17 protein-coding genes and 2 pseudogenes are annotated in these 15,576 nt (G+C 36.9%); 11 read left to right on the top strand and 8 right to left on the bottom strand.

Annotation, left to right across the window (positions count from 1 at the left end):
• The first annotated feature begins 274 nt into the window (after positions 1-274).
• Positions 275-1,522, top strand: a complete 1,248-nt coding sequence (locus tag MKZ18_RS14615; RefSeq protein ID WP_340842415.1) for an MFS transporter — start codon at positions 275-277, stop codon at positions 1,520-1,522.
• A gap of 17 nt (positions 1,523-1,539) precedes the next feature.
• Here the strand turns inward: MKZ18_RS14615 and MKZ18_RS14610 are convergent, their stop codons facing one another.
• The gene (locus MKZ18_RS14610) at positions 1,540-1,863 is read right to left on the bottom strand and encodes a DUF3889 domain-containing protein (RefSeq protein ID WP_025910949.1); all 324 of its coding nucleotides are present in this window, start codon (positions 1,861-1,863) and stop codon (positions 1,540-1,542) included.
• A 522-nt stretch (positions 1,864-2,385) separates the two neighbouring features.
• Entirely contained in the window at positions 2,386-3,486 is a 1,101-nt protein-coding gene (locus MKZ18_RS14605; RefSeq protein WP_061786056.1) for a GerAB/ArcD/ProY family transporter, read from the bottom strand.
• A 404-nt stretch (positions 3,487-3,890) separates the two neighbouring features.
• Between MKZ18_RS14605 and MKZ18_RS14600 the strand changes: the two genes are divergently transcribed.
• Positions 3,891-4,073, top strand: a complete 183-nt coding sequence (locus MKZ18_RS14600) for a CsbD family protein (protein WP_061786057.1) — start codon at positions 3,891-3,893, stop codon at positions 4,071-4,073.
• 253 nt (positions 4,074-4,326) lie between these two features.
• On the opposite strand, the pseudogene MKZ18_RS21115 reads toward MKZ18_RS14600, so the two are convergent.
• Together MKZ18_RS21115 and MKZ18_RS21110 are read right to left on the bottom strand one after the other, a co-directional pair.
• Positions 4,327-4,485: pseudogene (locus tag MKZ18_RS21115) on the bottom strand (helix-turn-helix domain-containing protein); the annotation flags it as partial.
• Positions 4,431-4,616, bottom strand: a complete 186-nt coding sequence (locus tag MKZ18_RS21110) for a hypothetical protein (RefSeq protein WP_374955935.1) — start codon at positions 4,614-4,616, stop codon at positions 4,431-4,433. The gene MKZ18_RS21110 and the pseudogene MKZ18_RS21115, both read right to left, overlap by 55 nt.
• 168 nt (positions 4,617-4,784) lie before the next feature.
• On the opposite strand from MKZ18_RS21110, the gene MKZ18_RS14590 reads away from it, so the two are divergent.
• On the top strand, positions 4,785-5,252 hold the full coding sequence (locus MKZ18_RS14590) for an STAS domain-containing protein (RefSeq protein ID WP_025910955.1): 468 nt from the start codon (positions 4,785-4,787) through the stop codon (positions 5,250-5,252).
• Between the two features lie 413 nt (positions 5,253-5,665).
• On the opposite strand, the gene MKZ18_RS14585 is transcribed toward MKZ18_RS14590, so the two are convergent.
• Complete coding sequence (locus MKZ18_RS14585) at positions 5,666-6,217, bottom strand: HPP family protein (protein ID WP_061786683.1); 552 nt, start codon at positions 6,215-6,217, stop codon at positions 5,666-5,668.
• A gap of 291 nt (positions 6,218-6,508) precedes the next feature.
• Here MKZ18_RS14585 and MKZ18_RS14580 point away from each other — a divergent pair, with 291 nt between their 5' ends.
• The 4 genes and pseudogenes from MKZ18_RS14580 (at position 6,509) to MKZ18_RS14565 (ending at position 10,250) form a co-directional block, all read left to right on the top strand.
• The gene (locus MKZ18_RS14580) at positions 6,509-8,557 is read left to right on the top strand and encodes a glycosyltransferase family 39 protein (RefSeq protein ID WP_163071325.1); all 2,049 of its coding nucleotides are present in this window, start codon (positions 6,509-6,511) and stop codon (positions 8,555-8,557) included.
• 136 nt (positions 8,558-8,693) lie between these two features.
• Positions 8,694-8,831 (top strand): annotated as a pseudogene (locus MKZ18_RS14575) (IS5/IS1182 family transposase); the annotation flags it as partial.
• Between the two features lie 257 nt (positions 8,832-9,088).
• A complete protein-coding gene (locus MKZ18_RS14570) occupies positions 9,089-9,553 on the top strand; it encodes a hypothetical protein (RefSeq protein WP_119543338.1) in 465 nt (154 codons plus the stop codon).
• Between the two features lie 124 nt (positions 9,554-9,677).
• Positions 9,678-10,250 carry a hypothetical protein gene (locus MKZ18_RS14565; protein WP_076512712.1) on the top strand — a complete coding sequence of 191 codons (573 nt, stop codon included), beginning with the start codon at positions 9,678-9,680 and terminating at the stop codon, positions 10,248-10,250.
• A gap of 54 nt (positions 10,251-10,304) precedes the next feature.
• Here the strand turns inward: MKZ18_RS14565 and MKZ18_RS14560 are convergent, their stop codons facing one another.
• A complete protein-coding gene (locus MKZ18_RS14560) occupies positions 10,305-10,430 on the bottom strand; it encodes a hypothetical protein (protein ID WP_258957911.1) in 126 nt (41 codons plus the stop codon).
• Positions 10,431-10,575: 145 nt separating this feature from the next.
• Between MKZ18_RS14560 and MKZ18_RS14555 the strand changes: the two genes are divergently transcribed.
• Entirely contained in the window at positions 10,576-11,532 is a 957-nt protein-coding gene (locus tag MKZ18_RS14555; protein ID WP_061786678.1) for a GH25 family lysozyme, read from the top strand.
• Between the two features lie 21 nt (positions 11,533-11,553).
• On the opposite strand, the gene MKZ18_RS14550 is transcribed toward MKZ18_RS14555, so the two are convergent.
• Positions 11,554-12,999 carry a hypothetical protein gene (locus MKZ18_RS14550; protein ID WP_235859269.1) on the bottom strand — a complete coding sequence of 482 codons (1,446 nt, stop codon included), beginning with the start codon at positions 12,997-12,999 and terminating at the stop codon, positions 11,554-11,556.
• A gap of 412 nt (positions 13,000-13,411) precedes the next feature.
• On the bottom strand, positions 13,412-14,032 hold the full coding sequence (gene lexA, locus MKZ18_RS14545; protein ID WP_025908269.1) for a transcriptional repressor LexA: 621 nt from the start codon (positions 14,030-14,032) through the stop codon (positions 13,412-13,414).
• A 145-nt stretch (positions 14,033-14,177) separates the two neighbouring features.
• Here lexA and yneA point away from each other — a divergent pair, with 145 nt between their 5' ends.
• The 3 genes from yneA to MKZ18_RS14530 all read left to right on the top strand — a co-directional run bounded on the left by yneA (position 14,178) and on the right by MKZ18_RS14530 (position 15,552).
• Positions 14,178-14,513 (top strand): cell division suppressor protein YneA, encoded by a 336-nt coding sequence (gene yneA / locus MKZ18_RS14540; RefSeq protein WP_025908270.1) that lies wholly within the window; start codon positions 14,178-14,180, stop codon positions 14,511-14,513.
• 75 nt (positions 14,514-14,588) lie between these two features.
• Positions 14,589-15,260, top strand: coding sequence for a YneB family resolvase-like protein (locus tag MKZ18_RS14535; RefSeq protein ID WP_061786653.1), 672 nt, complete (start codon positions 14,589-14,591; stop codon positions 15,258-15,260).
• 61 nt (positions 15,261-15,321) lie between these two features.
• Positions 15,322-15,552 carry a DUF896 domain-containing protein gene (locus MKZ18_RS14530; RefSeq protein WP_025908272.1) on the top strand — a complete coding sequence of 77 codons (231 nt, stop codon included), beginning with the start codon at positions 15,322-15,324 and terminating at the stop codon, positions 15,550-15,552.
• Positions 15,553-15,576 lie beyond the last annotated feature (24 nt).

Raw genomic sequence — 15,576 nt, 5'->3', positions numbered from 1 at the left:
GCACAAAGCCATTGTAGTAAGGAAGCAATTCCTCTGCTGTTTTAAAATCAACCCATTGAACTTCTAAAATATTTTCTTCACTAGGAATTTGTTTCGGCGCTTTTATAATACTTCCTCGAAATGCAATGAAAAAGACAATGAAATTAGAATATTATGTAAAAACAGGCGCTGATTATGATAAAATAAGAGCAATCAGAATGAGCGGGAGGAAGTCCGATGTAAACAATCTCTTACACTTATAAGCTAAAAACTAAATAAGATGTGAGGGATTTCTATGTCAACATTTCATAACGAACAATCATTTCGTTTTCTTTGGATTGGACAAATGCTAGCGAATTTAGGTGATGTGTTATATATTGTGAGCTTAACAGCAGTAGTATATCACATGACTAAATCAGTTACCTTCATGTCCTTGATTCCATTTGTTATTACGATGACAGCGTTAGTAAGCGGTATCGTGGCGCCTTTAATGATCGAAAAGTATCAGTTGAAAGCAATTCTATCTTACTCTCAGGTTGGGAAAACGATTTTTTTGCTAGTGCTTTGTCTTATGGCACTGCATATAAGCATAGACCGTTTATGGCTAGTCTATATAGTGATTGGATGCATTTCTTTTTTAGATGGAGCTGCATCACCGGCGCGCAATGCGCTTGTTCCAAGCCTAATCGATCACGAGCATCTTGTAAAAGCAAACAGCTTTTTAGCTATGATTGATCAAATAACAAGACTTGTCGCCTGGCCTGCTGGAAGCATACTAATGATATGGTGGGGCCAAGTTAATATGCTATGGCTCACTTTTTTGCTGTTTACTACTTCATCTATTTTTATGTGTTTGATTAAAGTGGAACCCATAGAAAAGAGCGCAGAAGCATCACCTAAGCTAGGTGTGATTAAGGAAGGGTGGCAAATTATTTGGAATTCAAAGCAGCTCCGGATAATCAACGTGATGACAGTGTTAGAAACTGTGGCTGGAGGAGTTTGGATTGCGGCCATTATACTTGTATTTGTCGAAGAGGCTCTGGATCAAACACAAGCGTGGTGGGGAATTATTAATGCAGCTTTCTTTGCAGGAATGTTATTAAGCGGAGCGCTTGTATATCGCTATTCTAAAGTAATGGAGAAGAATTTAGGTCAAGCGATGATGTGGTCATCATTCTTCCTAATGGTTCTTACTCTTTGGTTTGGAACGACTTCTATAGCATGGTTAGCCGCTATGATTTCACTATTGTACGGGTTACCACAAATGGCGAGAGATGTTGCAGAAGTGACCATTATTCAAAGAAATGCCAAAAAAGAGTTGCTGGCTAAAGTGTATTCAGCAAGAGATACACTAATATACGGGTCTTTTGGAATTTCTTCATTGCTCTTTGGGTATATAACAGATTATTTCGGTGTTCGCATAACGTTTACAACTGCAGCAGGTTTCTGTTTGCTTTCCTTTCTTATTGCAATTCTGAATAGAACCAACCTTGTCCGGATATCAGGCGTTAATAATAGAAATAGAACAAACCAAGCTGGCTAATTTGCCACTTGGTTTTTTTATTCTTCTTTAAAACTTATCTTTGAGACAGCTTCTGACGATGTGTTAAATTCAATTGAAACAATTACCGTGAATTTTTGGTTGTTTTCATTTAACCAAAGCTTAAAGGTTTCTTTTGACATATTACCTTGCTGTTCTCTTTTTACATGCAAATAGTCATAAATAGCGGCTTTCGGGTACTTTTCTTTTGTTTTTTGCATCGCAAGCTTTCCCCACTTCGCGTAAGCTGGTTCTCTGGATTCTACTGCATGAGCGGGAGAAAACCAAGCAAGGTTAGTGAACGAAATAAAAGTGAGTGTTAAGCATAAAAGTAACTTTTTCAATGAAATCACCCTTCCTAATTTAAATTGAAATAAATTACGTTTCTATAGCATTATTTTTTAATATCTATGGCTTGTTGGCTGTTTGCAAAAAGCACAGTATTAAAAAGAAAGGACCGTTTAACATTGTGCTAGCTATCGTTAGTTTGTGAAAGTTGTTGAAAATTATGTTGAAATTCTAAAAAGCGAATACATACATAAAAGATAATGGCCTCTGTAGTGAGAATTGTTACACCTCAGTACTTCTGAATGGCTTTTGGTTTATTTAACCTCCTGATTATAAACCAACCAACCAACCGGGTTCTGATATTTGAGAAGAACGCTCCAAAATTTTATTCATGATGCTCTTTGTCGGAGCATTCGAGAGGGTTCGGCTGGTAGTTATTTTTAGAGGTGATAGAAGAAATGCTATAAGGAATAATAACAATTTATCTTTGCCCATTTCAAAAATATCTGATGTGAGCATCATTAGAGAGAGGACAAATCGCATCCTCATATCTGTGTTCTAGGTAGTCATACGTGTGATTATTTGCTACGTTGACGTCTTTTACGAAATAATCCAACTATGAAAAGAAGCAGTGGATATATCAATCCAAAAATTAAGCTATAGGAAAGCCATGTCTCACTGTCCCATACTTTTTGATAACTGATGCTTGGATAGACGGTAATGGATAAAACGATAACCATAATGGCAAATGGAAGAGTAAAAACCTTATACTCTTTTAATCCGAAAATTTGTGCAAAGCTTGAAACGGTACCGTAAAAGTAAATAGATAATTTAAAGTACAAAGAAATAAACCACATGATTGCAATTAAGATTTCAATTCCTTGCAAAAATGTCCCTATATTAATTCGCATCGCTAGTTCATAACTAGGGTAGGAAACACTTGCAGAGACAAAGGGACCTAAAACTAAGGTGCTTAATAAAATAAGGATACACATGATGAATCCTCCTATAATGCCACCTTTTAAAAACGAAGATTTTGCTTTTTTGAATCGATTTATATGTGCAGGAAATAGCATAAGTAAAGCAGGAAAAGTAAGATAGCTAATGCTAACAAAAGTAAATGTAGAGCTGACGAGTGATTTTAGGTTTATATCCGTTATGGGCTGAAGATTTTTAAAATCGCTTTGTGGTGCAATAAAGCAGATTAACGCAATAAAGGGTATGACAAACCATGGAAACAAAATTTGAGCCGATCTCGCTAAATTTTCTACTCCCGATCGAACTCCAATCGCTACAACAAGCATAAATGCGATATTAATTAATAAAATAGGGGTTTCGTCAATAACCTGTGTGGCTAAGAAGCTCCCTAAGTAGTATAGAACTTCACCACAAAATAAAAATACAGAAAGAAAAAAAAGAAGAGATACAGCCTTTCCAATCCACTTTCCAAGAAGATATTCATTTAATTCAATTAGCGTTTTATTTGGAGAAAGGTTCCCAATTGCGACGTACAACTGTACTAAAATAACCCCAATCATAATACCTAAAAAAGCTGAAATCCATGCGTCTTGTTTTGCATCAGCAGCTATGGCTGATGGTACAACAAGAATACCGCTCCCTACACAGTGTAGCGTGACTAATATTCTAAACTGAGTAGAGGATATCTTATTTTTCTTCATAGTCGTTTCACCTATTTTTACCTTAAAATCTGAACTAGAATATCAGTAAGAGGTCTTAAAAGGAACGCAATCCCATTTAAAGGGTTAGGGACGTCCTGCAATATACCTCTAGCAATAACCATGCTAAAGCTAATTGAAAGCAAAAAAATAAGCACTTTGAATTCTTTGTGCATTTTTGCTTTTAGTAAACGAGGAGCGTCAATCTTTAGAATAAATATAGAAGCTAAGATTATGCAGATAATAGGAATCATTTTTACTTCATGCACTCCTGTTATGTTGGTTATTTATAGTTATTACCTTAGTGAACGGTTTTTATCAGTTTAGTTAAAAAATGTTTGTTTTAAAATTAGAAATTCGTTTCATCATGAGATGCGTCGGGTATACAAAATATAGGAGGGGTTTCAATGAGTAATCAAAACCAAGGATTGGGAGATAAAGTAAAAGGTGCTGTTAACAAGGTAAAAGGTGAAGTGAAGGATCAAGTAGGTAACGCTACAAATAATAAAAACCTTCAAGCAAGCGGTAAAAAAGATAAAGCAAAAGGAAAGGTACAAGAAGGCGTAGGGAAGTTTAAAGACGGTCAATAAGCTAATAAAAAAGCAGGCTTTGTATTGGACAAGCCCGCTTTTTTAATTAAACAAAGTATTATGAAATTAAAGTAAGTGGATTTTATGAAGTGATGAATGCTACTATTACATTATTGGTACGAACAATACCACTATACCCCTTTGACTTAAAGTCAAAAAATCCCTAGTTATCCCCTTGATAACTAAGGCCTTACTGGTCAATTTTAGTTTGATGTAGATGGAAAAAGCGCTGCTTGCGAGCAGCGTTTTTTCGTTATCCTTCTAAATATCGATATAGCGTAGATTTGCTAATTCCCGTTTTTTCTTTAATATCCGCTAATGTGTAGTTTTTGCTTTGGTACATTTCAATTGCTTTTTTTACATTTTCATCCGGTTTTCGTGGACGCCCAGTCGAAATTCCTTTAAGTTTGCTAACTGAACTCGTTTTTTTGCAGAGCCATGTTCTTCTTTTATAATGGTATCGCATGGGATTTTTTGTAGAGATAGTTCTTGATTCTTACAGTTTATATCTCCTTCGTAAGGCCTCATGTATCCAATAATCATCTCACTGCTCCCTTGCTAATTAATGCATGTCTTTTATCATACCACAAAGAAAATTATAAACAAAAAGTATCAAAAAGATTCCATTTTGGGAAAAAAGAGTGGTAGACTACTTTTTGTTGAAGACGAATTCGGCTTGCGAGTAGCGAGTCAAAATAAAAGGTGCAGGATTTGGTAGATAAAATTAAGCAAGAATGGTTTTCAAACACCCGTGCTGACGTACTAGCAGGAATCGTAGTTGCTTTAGCACTAATTCCAGAAGCCATTGCATTTTCAATTATTGCAGGCGTAATTTTAAGTGCAGTATTATTCGTAGCAAAAATCTCAAAGATTAAGCTTTATCAAAAGGTGGAAGGTTCCAACTTACTTGTTAACGTAGAAGGTCCTTTGTTTTTTGCTTCAGTTGAAAGCTTCGTAAATGCTTTTGACTTTACAGCTGATGCTAAATCTGTCGTTATTAACTTTTCCAATGCCAAGGTTTGGGACGATTCAGCTGTAGATGCTATTGATAAGGTTGTGATGAAATATCATGAATATAGAACGAATGTCACGATAAAAGGGTTAGATTCGACCAGTAAAAGATTGGTAGATAAGCTCGCGGTTTATCATCGCTCAAATGCTAAACCATCAGCTCACTGAGGTTAAAACTTTATCATTGGAGATAGGCTAATAATTATAGTCTTGATCTTGTTTGGATTAAAAAGAGACTGAGACATAAGTAGTTCAGTCCTTACTATACCTGAACGATTGAGAGTTCATAACTTTTAATCGTTCAGGTTTTTTGGTTGATTGTGAAAACAATGTTGGAAACAGGGGGGAATGGAGCGTAGGACACTCGACTCCTGCGGGAAAGAGAGGGAAAACGGAGATCCCGCAGCGCAGCGAGGAAGCTCAGGTTCCTCCCCGCGGAAAGCGAGTGACCGTAGCGCAATGGAACGAACGTGTTCAGACAAATCAAAGAGATGGAAACAGCTAGTGTTCGTCTTTTAGAAGCCATCATTTTGTTATGTCCCAAACTCTTTTTTTTTAGTTCGGTTTATAAAGTAACAAAGCTAAAACCAATGTGTCGGATACTGCCTTGCACGAAAGGCGTTATTATAGATGGTTGAAATAAACACGACTACCAAAGCACCGAAAATAATGGGAAGTAGAAAATTCCAAGTTACTTCATTATTAATTGCAACGAGAGCACTAGCTGCTGCTGGTGGGTGCATGGTTTCTGTCAGAGCCATAAGAAATAAGACAAATGCCAATGCAAACACGAGAGAAAAAACGCTTTTACCCAGTAAACTAAGTATAATAATTGCGCATGTTGTAGAAAGAAAGTGTCCGCCAATAACATGTCGAGGTTGTGAAAGTAAGCCTTTGTGAGCACCGAAGACTAAAATGCAGCTTGCCCCAAGAGGAGCTAAAGCCATAGGGTAACTTAGGTGTAAGACGATAAAACTAACGACCAGCATGGCAATTAGTGCACCTGCAGCAGAAACAGTTGAATCTATATAATCAACTTTTCCTTGTTGTCTCATAGTTCCTTTCATTTTCTTAAAATATGAAATAAAAACATTAGTAGATTGGTGAGCGTACTTTGTAAGTTTTTTTTCCACAGTAGTAATTAAAGCTCCTTTCTAAAACAGTTAAGTTAAATATAGAATGTTTTATCTATTTAAATATTCTATAATAAAAACTAGTTTGTTCAAAGGGCTATCAATTTTTCAGATTAATAGAACATTCAAGCTTGTAAGTAATTATTTAAATAAAAGCATCCAAAACTCGAGAAGATGATTTTAATAATAGGCACTTAAATAGATAATCATTCATAAATTTTTCACCGTTCATTTTCAGTTCACATTTCCTTGCTAAACTGTGTAACAAATGATGAACAAAAGGAGAAGTTTATGAAAAAAATCACGCAACGATTGGATTTAGTATTAGTTTTAACCTTGGTAGCTGCACTAGTATTAAATACATATAACATTTGGCAGGACGGGGCTGCGAACCAATATTATTTAGCTGCGGTGAAAAGCATGACTCAGAGCTTTCACAATTTCTTTTACGCTTCATTTGACCCGTCTGGCTTCGTGACGGTGGATAAACCACCTGTTGTGCTATGGATTCAAACTATTTTTGCACTTTTGTTTGGCGTGCACACATGGAGCGTGATCCTACCCCAAGCCCTTGCTGGAGCAGGATCAGTTTACTTACTTTATAAAATGGTTCAACCGACGTTCGAAGATGGAGCAGCTCGAATTGCTGCAATTGTCATGGCGTTAACTCCTATTGCAGCAGCAGTAAGCCGAACGAATAATATTGACAGTCTGTTAGTATTTACACTTCTTTTAGGTACTTGGTGTTTAATGAAATCGCTGAAATCAGGAAAGCTCCTTTGGCTTATATTCGCTTTTGGACTAATTGGACTGGGCTTTAATATGAAAATGCTTCAAGCATTTATGGTATTACCAGCTTTTATCGTCATGTACGCTGTTGCTGCACGGAAGTCAGTAAAAAAAAGAATTTTATCACTTATACTGTCTATGTTTGTATTAGCAAGCGTTTCGCTATCGTGGGCTTTGGTAGTAGATTACGCGTCAGAAGATAATCGTCCTTACGTTGGTAGCAGCCAAACGAATTCAGTTTTGGAGTTAGCTTTTGGTTATAACGGTACGGAACGTCTTTTAGGGCAAACAACAGGAAATGCAAGAGCTGGAATGGGCGGATTTGGAGAACAAGGAAGTGTTCAGGCATCAAAGAATATATCACTTTCTGACGACTCAGAAAGTGACGATACTCAAGGGACACCTCCGTCAATGAACGGAAATAATCAGCCGCCGCAAATGCCTCAAAATCAAGGGGATGGTGGACCTCCAGGAAACAATAATTCAAGAGGGCCACAAGGAAGTGTAGGACCTGGAGGTAGCCAAAGTATGAATATGTTTGGAACAGGTGAAGCAGGTCCACTTCGATTATTTCAGTCGGCTTTATCTGGGCAAATTAGCTGGATGTTGCCTTTTGCATTAATGGGAATTTTAGCGGTAGCACTGACCGCATTTCGTGAGCGAAGAAAGAAAGAATGGCAAGAAGCGGTGTTTTGGACTGCATGGCTGGTTCCAGTAGCCGGGTTTTTTAGCGTTGCGGGATTTTTTCATCACTACTATTTAATTATGCTTGCTCCTCCAATTGCCGCTTTGTGCGGGATTGGCTGGAGTGCAATGTATCGCTTATACAAAGAGCGTAACGATTGGAAAAGTTATTTACTACCCGCAGCAGTGGGGGTTACTGTCATCTTTCAAACGTATATTCTAGGCTCTTACACAGAGCAAATTGGAAGCGTATGGATGTATACATTAGGTATTGTAGGTGTAATACTGACAGTTGCTTTTGTTATACTGAAGAGTCACGACATAGCTAGAAAAAGACTGTCAATTATCAGTTTATGTATCCTTTTGATAGCGCCAATGTATTGGTCTGTGACTCCTATCCTTTACGGTGGAAATAGTGTACTCCCCGAATCAGGGCCGCAGCTTAGCAACTCAATGAACGGAGGTGGAATGTTTAGCTCAAACGTGAATAGCGAGCTTCTTTCATACCTTCGCGAAAATAATACGGGAGAAGAGTACTTATTTGCGACGTTCACAACCGTTACGGCCGCACCTTATATTATTGATGCTAATGAAAGCGTCATGGCATTAGGAGGGTTCAACGGTACGGACCCTATTCTAACAACGAGCGAGCTAGAGGGTCTTGTAAAGAAAGGGAAGGTTAAATATTTTTTACTGAGCGGGGATAACTCAGGAAATAGCGAACTTGTTAAATGGATTAAAATTCATGGTGTCGAAATTTCACAAGAACACTATTTAAGTGAAGAAGACCAAGGGAAGAATAATCTTGGTATGGATCGAGGTTTTGGTAGTAGAAACCAAGAGGCGCTTTATAAAATAGAAATATAGAATGAAGTAAAGGTACGAGGTGTCAAACCTCGCACCTTTTCAGGCTGTTGAGAAACTTTGTTCTCAACAGCTTTTTTATGTCAGTCTTTTTTTATCAGTGTTACCACTGATAAAAAAAGACTGGAGTTGATGAAACATGATGGGTGCACTTAAAAATCATCGAGATGAACAAGTGATGGTTTCTGTAGAAGATTTAGTTCCTGCCAATCACTTTTTGCGTACAATTGAAGCGACAATTGATTTTAGCTTTATTGAAGAAAAGCTTCTTCCTTTCAGGAGCTGAAAGAAATAGGGCAATGTGAAAAAGACGAAGTGCAGCGCGCAGACCTCTTTATTTTAATCCTTCCAGGAGGAAAGGGAAGTCATATTGGGCAATTGCGTTTGAAAAGAAGGTCTATTTGTACAGTGAAAACAGCGGGTTAAATGATCTTCAAAACACAAGTGCTTTTTATCACCTAGACAGAGTTGACAAGTTTATGGGAACGCTTGAAGAGTTTTTTCACTATTTAATGAAATGTGAGGTGGCAACCCATGTCTGAAATTACATTTTTAGCATCATATAAGCCATTTATTATTCCTGATGAAATCGAAGAATACAACAAAAAAACAAACTTTGAACGAATAGAGGACTTAATATATTTAGCTGTTTTTGATTTAAAAGATACGGGCTGGTATGAAGAAGTAGGCGGATTGTTTACACTGCCGTACTTATATGAAATCCGTGGTGCGGACAACCGTTTATTTTTACTGTACCTTGAAAAGTATATGGAAGAAGGAGATGTATTAGAGCTATGGCACCTTCCTAATCAGCATGCTTCTTCAGAATATGAAAGGCGTCTACTGTCTGCTGCTGAACCAATCAAGATCAATGTGGGTAGCTTGACTTATGAAAATCAAACAGGGGTGTATCACTTGAATGAAAAAAAGTGGGTTGAAGAACTAAGTCACCGTAATTTTCTTACACCGTATGGGATTACAACAATTGTGAAGTATTAAATTATCAAAAAGTATGTTTTAAACAATCAAATGTCACTAAACAACTCTTTATCTTCAATATCCCCACATAAAAACAAAAAAAAGAGGGCATAGATAAGTGTACGTTCTATAGAGGGGGATTTTCATGAGTAAGGAACAGTATTGGCAAACGATTCATAAAACCCAAGATAAATTAAATCGTTTATTTTATGATTATTGGAAGCAGTATTCAGACTTTGGAAACTGGCAGTTTTGGACTGTTTTAGCATTAGCAGTATTACCGCTTGTGTTACTTTGCTTTACAGTAGATAGAAAGCGCATATTTGAGCTCTTTTTCTTTGGGTACACGGTGCATATCCTATGGACTTATATTGATATTGCGCTTGGGGGTAGTAACCATCTTATACATACGTATTTTCTAATTCCGATATTACCAAACGCATCTAACATCACCGCTTCTGTACTTCCAGTTGGCTTTTTACTTCTCTATCAATATTGTACAAACCATAATAAAAACTTTTATATTTATACCATTGTACTAAGCGCGCTCTTTGCTTTTGGTTTAGCACCGTTAGAGAAAAGTGTAGGGTTAATTGAAGCGCGTAAGAGTATGAATTTATTCTACGTGTTTTTAATTGACTTAGGTGTTGTTTACTTTGCTTATTGGCTTACAAAATGGCTGTTAAAGATCCAAAACAAAGAGCAAGCTATAGATTAAATAAAAAAGAATGTTGAGTACTCAACATTCTTTTTTATTTAAGAGGTACAAGCTTTACCAACTTTTAAGCCAAAGCTGCCAGCGTAATCGCAATTCAATTAAAACAGGTATAACAATAAACACAAGACCTAACAATAGCGTTAGTTCTCTCCGACTCCATATACGCTTATTCCAATTCATTTCTTCAACTCCTAAATATAATGGATGACTTTATGTATATTAGCTGTATATGGAAAATATCCTTTTTTAATTTTGGGTGAGGTTATTGCTTTGCATGGATGTTTTTTTCTGCTAGGGTAATACAAAAGCACAGGAGTGTGATGATATGCAAAATCGTAGTGTACATAATCCATTAATTATTGATGTATCTCATCATCAAGGGGAAATTGATTGGGAACGAGTGGCTCGAGCAGGAGTGCAAGGTGCATATATTAAGTTAACAGAAGGAAAAACATTTACAGATCCAAGGGTATATGAGAATTATGTTGAAGCTAAGCGAGTGGGTTTGCTTGTCGGCTTTTATCACTATGCACACTGTACCAACGACCCTAAACAGGAAGTGGCTTTCTTTTTGCAGCAGCTGCAGTCAATGAAGTTTGATTTTCCCCCATGCTTAGATTTAGAAGTAAATAAAGGGAAAAATGCTGAGTTTGTCTCTAGGTTTGGCCGAACGTGGCTAGAAGAAATGGAGAAAAATACTGGTGTACAGCCTTTGTTATATAGTGGGTATCACTTTGCTAAAACATACTTCACAAAGGAGCTTTCCTATTATCCTCTTTGGATTGCTCGCTATAGTAGCAGTAACCGAACGGAAGGATTTGATTGCCCGGGAAACCTATTTACTTGGTCAGAGTGGACCATGTTTCAATTTACCGATCAGGGGAAAGTTGACGGGATTTCAACGTATGTCGATTTAAATGAAATGAACGCTGCTTTTTTTCAGTATGTCAAGGAGTCGAAGCCAAGCTTACTAAGTACCGTAAAAACGTCTTTTCAACAAATGAAAAGTCAATTTGTGAAAAGTTCTAATCCGTCTCTACCTAAAGGTATGTTAAAAAAGGGAGCGAGAGGAGAAGAAGTGTTTGTACTCCAAAAAGCGCTTGCTTCCGTTTACTTTTATCCCAATAAGTTCGCTCCTAATCATGGAATAGACGGAATTTATGGAGCCAATACAGCTAATGCTGTTGCTCGCTTTCAAAAAGTCTATTTGCCAAAAGAAGTGGATGGAATTTACGGACCGAACGTTCGAGTAAAATTAGAAGAAATGATGAAAGGAAAATAACGAGCATAGAACCTATGCTCGTTATTTTTGAAGACGGTCTTTAATTAGTTTATATAAAGCATTTATTCCTAAGCTAATGCTAATTGTAATTCCTGACAAAGCAACGATAAAGGCGATGTACTCAAACAATGAATAATCTTTTATTGCGCTCCAGCTTAGGTTTTTATTCCAGCTTTCAATAACTAAATTCATTCCGTAAATACCGGATAGCACAGTATAGATGGTCAAAATCAACAGTAGATAATTATGACGTTTCCCTGCAATTTTTTCTTGATTTTGATATAAAGTCCCAAGTGTTTCCTTCACTTCTTGGTAGAGTGAATCAATGTGAAAGGTCTTTTTGAAAAGTCTAGAAAATTCTTGTCCTTCCGTTCGAGAACTGATTTCTAAAAACAAGTACTTACCTGAAAAGAGTGTGATAGAGCGGATGAGTCGCTCAATAGCGTTTTGGTCTTTTTCAAATGTAAGCTGCGAATATTGATAAGATAGTTTCAACAGTACAATTTTATAAAAGAAATGTAAAAATAGATTATAGTAGTGCTGACCAAATAGGTGATTCATTAACATTTGATTCGTCTCTTCATCGGCTGAATGTGAAATACAAGAAAAAACGTGGTCTGTTACAACATAGTATGTTTCGGGCGTCCATCGCTTGTAGACGTGTTGATCATTGTATTCATCAATATATTCTTGGTTTCTAGCTGAAATAAATGGTTTACCGCCAGTATCATAGCTGTTCAGTTGTCCAGTTCGAAATAAGGTGCCACTGCTAATAGGCTGTTCATTGTTGACGGTTACGTAACTTAGTACGTACATCCGTTCATCAATAAAATAAGGCAGGCTTCCAAAATGTTTGCTGTGCTGTGTTTCTTGCTCAATGTAAGGTTTTAGAAACGGTGTTAAGTTTGAAAAAATATAATCTTGTACTTTATCATAGGTTTTATTTTTGTATGTAATGGTCGCTCCGTGCTCTTCAGCTAATTTAGGCTCTAATACGCGGAAATGATTCATAAACTCAATGACGTCATCGTACGAATAATGGTTTCCCTTTACTTCGATACGAATCGTCATTACACCGATTTCAAATGGGCATAAAAAAATATCAATAGACAAAACTTCACTTAGAATTGTTGACGCTTTTGTTTCAAATGTAATTTCTTGATTCACCTTTTTTGAAAATCGAATGAGCCCTGTTTCTTTTGGTGATTGAGGAAAGAGAATACATTCGATATAAGGAAGAAAGTATTGATCAAGGCTAGCGTGGGAAACAAAATAGTCTTTGCTATAAAATTTCTTTTCTAAATCTGTATTCTCTAGAGAAAAAAAGTCAAATTCATGCTCATAAAGAGCTGAAACTAAATCTTTTTTCTCTTTTCGGTTAAAAGAAAAAGGAAACAAGAACATGTTTATTGCACGATTCGGTGTAATATCTTGAAAAGGAGAGTTCATTGCTTGCCACTTATCCACTGAGAAATTCCCTCCCTTATGCTTTTCATTATTGCTCTTTAAGTAATATACCTATATTTGACCAAAAAAAAACATAAAAGAGGCTGGGACATAACAAAATGATTGCTTCTAAAAGACGAACACTCGCTGTTCCCATCTCTTTGATTTGTCTCAACACATTCGTTCCATTGCGCTACGGCCACTCGCTTTCCGCGGGGAGGAACCTGAGCTTCCTCGCTGCGCTGCGGGATCTCCGTTTTCCCTCTCTTTCCCGCAGGAGTCGAGTGTCCTACGCTCCATTCCACCCTGTTTCCAACATTGTTTTCACAATGTTTTCACAATCAACCAAAAAAACCTGAACGATTAAAAGTTATGAACTCTCAATCGTTCAGGTATAGTAGAGGCTGAACTACTTATGTCTCAGTCTCTTTTCTTAATGAATGGAGCGATATACTCCAATGACTTTTCCTAAAATAGTTACATGACGTAAGATAATAGGTGCCATTGTGGAGTTTTCTGGCTGTAAGCGAACGAAATTATCTTCTTTAAAGAAACGTTTGACAGTTGCTTCGTTGTCTTCCGTCATTGCTACAACAATATCGCCGTTATTAGCTGTTTGCTGTTGGCGAACAATGACCATATCTCCATCTAGTATACCGGCTTCAATCATACTTTCTCCCATAATTTCTAACATAAATACTTGCTCATCTGGAGAGGCGTACTTGTCAGGTAACGGAAAGTATTCTTCTACATTTTCAATTGCAGTAATTGGAAAGCCTGCCGTAACTTTACCGATAACAGGAACATTTATAACTGCACTTTGTGGAATGCTTACATCGGCCTCTGCTTGAAGAACTTCAATTGCTCTTGGTTTTGTGGGGTCTCTACGAATTAGACCTTTACTTTCTAAACGAGCTAAGTGCCCGTGAACTGTTGAACTAGATGCTAAACCAACTGCTTCACCAATTTCGCGAACAGATGGGGGATATCCTTTTAATTTCACTTCATGCTTAATGAAATCTAGTATTTCTTGTTGACGTTTTGATAGCTTCATACATTTCACCTCATTTTTAGCTATTCTTTGCTATAAATTATATCATGGCTATATATAATATACAAACATAAGTTCGAAAAAAACCCATTGACAGAAACGGATGTTCGCAATAAAATGAGAACATACATTCTGAGGGGGATTTGAAATGAGACCATTAATAGAATCTATTAAACATTATACTACCTTTTTTGTGGTTATCGCCGCACTTACATATGTCTTGACGTTGCTATTAGGAGCAGATAGAGTGGAGTTAGAAAAATATACAACTGTTACTATTGCAAAGGGTGACACTATTTGGGAATTATCCCAAGAATATAGTAAGCATCATAATTTATCACCAAATGAATTTGTAGAATGGGTCCAAAATATGAATGAGCTAACTGTTCCATCTACACAGTCGCTTTCTCCGGGAGATCAGTTATATATTCCGGTATTGAAATCTGATTTAGCAAGTGATCATCAGATTGCTTTTGATAAGTGAACTAGAGCTACGAGTCCTCTACTGAACGATGGTAGGGGTTTTAGTGTTTGGAAATGAAGAAAGGGAGCTAGAAAGATGAAAGCAGTTATCTATTGTCGAGTAAGTACGGATAAAGAAGCCCAAGAGACATCGTTAAAGAGGCAGGAAGAAGAGTTAATGCAACTTGCTACGATGCATAATTTTACAGTTTGTGAAATTATTTCTGAAAAAGCGAGCGGCTATGAAGTTGACCGAGAAGGAATATTAGAAGTCTTAGAATTATTAAAAGCAGAAGACGTTTCTACCCTGCTTATTCAGGATGAAACACGACTGGGGCGTGGAAATGCAAGGATTGCTTTACTGCACGCGTTAAATAAAGAGAAAGTAGCAATTTACACGATTAGTCATCAGGGACAGCTACAGCTATCAGAAGCTGATTCCATGTTGTTAAACATCATTAGCTTGGTGGAAGAACATCAAAGAAAATTACATAATGCAAAAATTAAACGAGGTATGAAAAGAGCAGTTGCCAATGGGTATCACCCGGAGCATAATTTGAAAAACCAGCATGTAAACTCAGGTAGAGAACGAAAGGAAGTTCCCATAGAAGAAATTGTACAACTACGTAATAATGGCTTAACATTTGCAGAAATTGCTGTCACGCTAAAAGGCTTTGGTTATAAGGTATCAAAAGCAACTGTACACCGTCGCTATCAGGAGTACTGCGACGACCAAGGCGAGCTTCTTGCTAAAAAACAAGAGATTTAGTAAGATGTGTAGTATTGTATTATGGTTTAAACTGTATTAAAAAGCGAGGAGTTCTGACAAAATGTTGTCTAAAGATAAAATGGCACGAATCAATCAACTATCTAAAAAATCAAAGGCGGAAGGTTTAACAGAAGCTGAAGCACAAGAACAGCAAGAGCTTCGTAAAGAATATTTACAAACGTTCCGTCAATCAATGACAAATCATCTTCATACGATTAAAGTTGTTGATGAAAAAGGGAATGACGTAACCCCTAAAAAACTGAAAGATAGCAAAAAGAAGCGTCTACACTAAGGCGATGGTTTGCTGTGGTGCAAA

The sequence above is a fragment of the Priestia sp. FSL W8-0001 genome (assembly GCF_038050335.1).
In the GTDB taxonomy this organism is placed as follows: domain Bacteria; phylum Bacillota; class Bacilli; order Bacillales; family Bacillaceae_H; genus Priestia; species Priestia flexa.
This window is presented reverse-complemented; position numbering and strand designations above follow the sequence as displayed.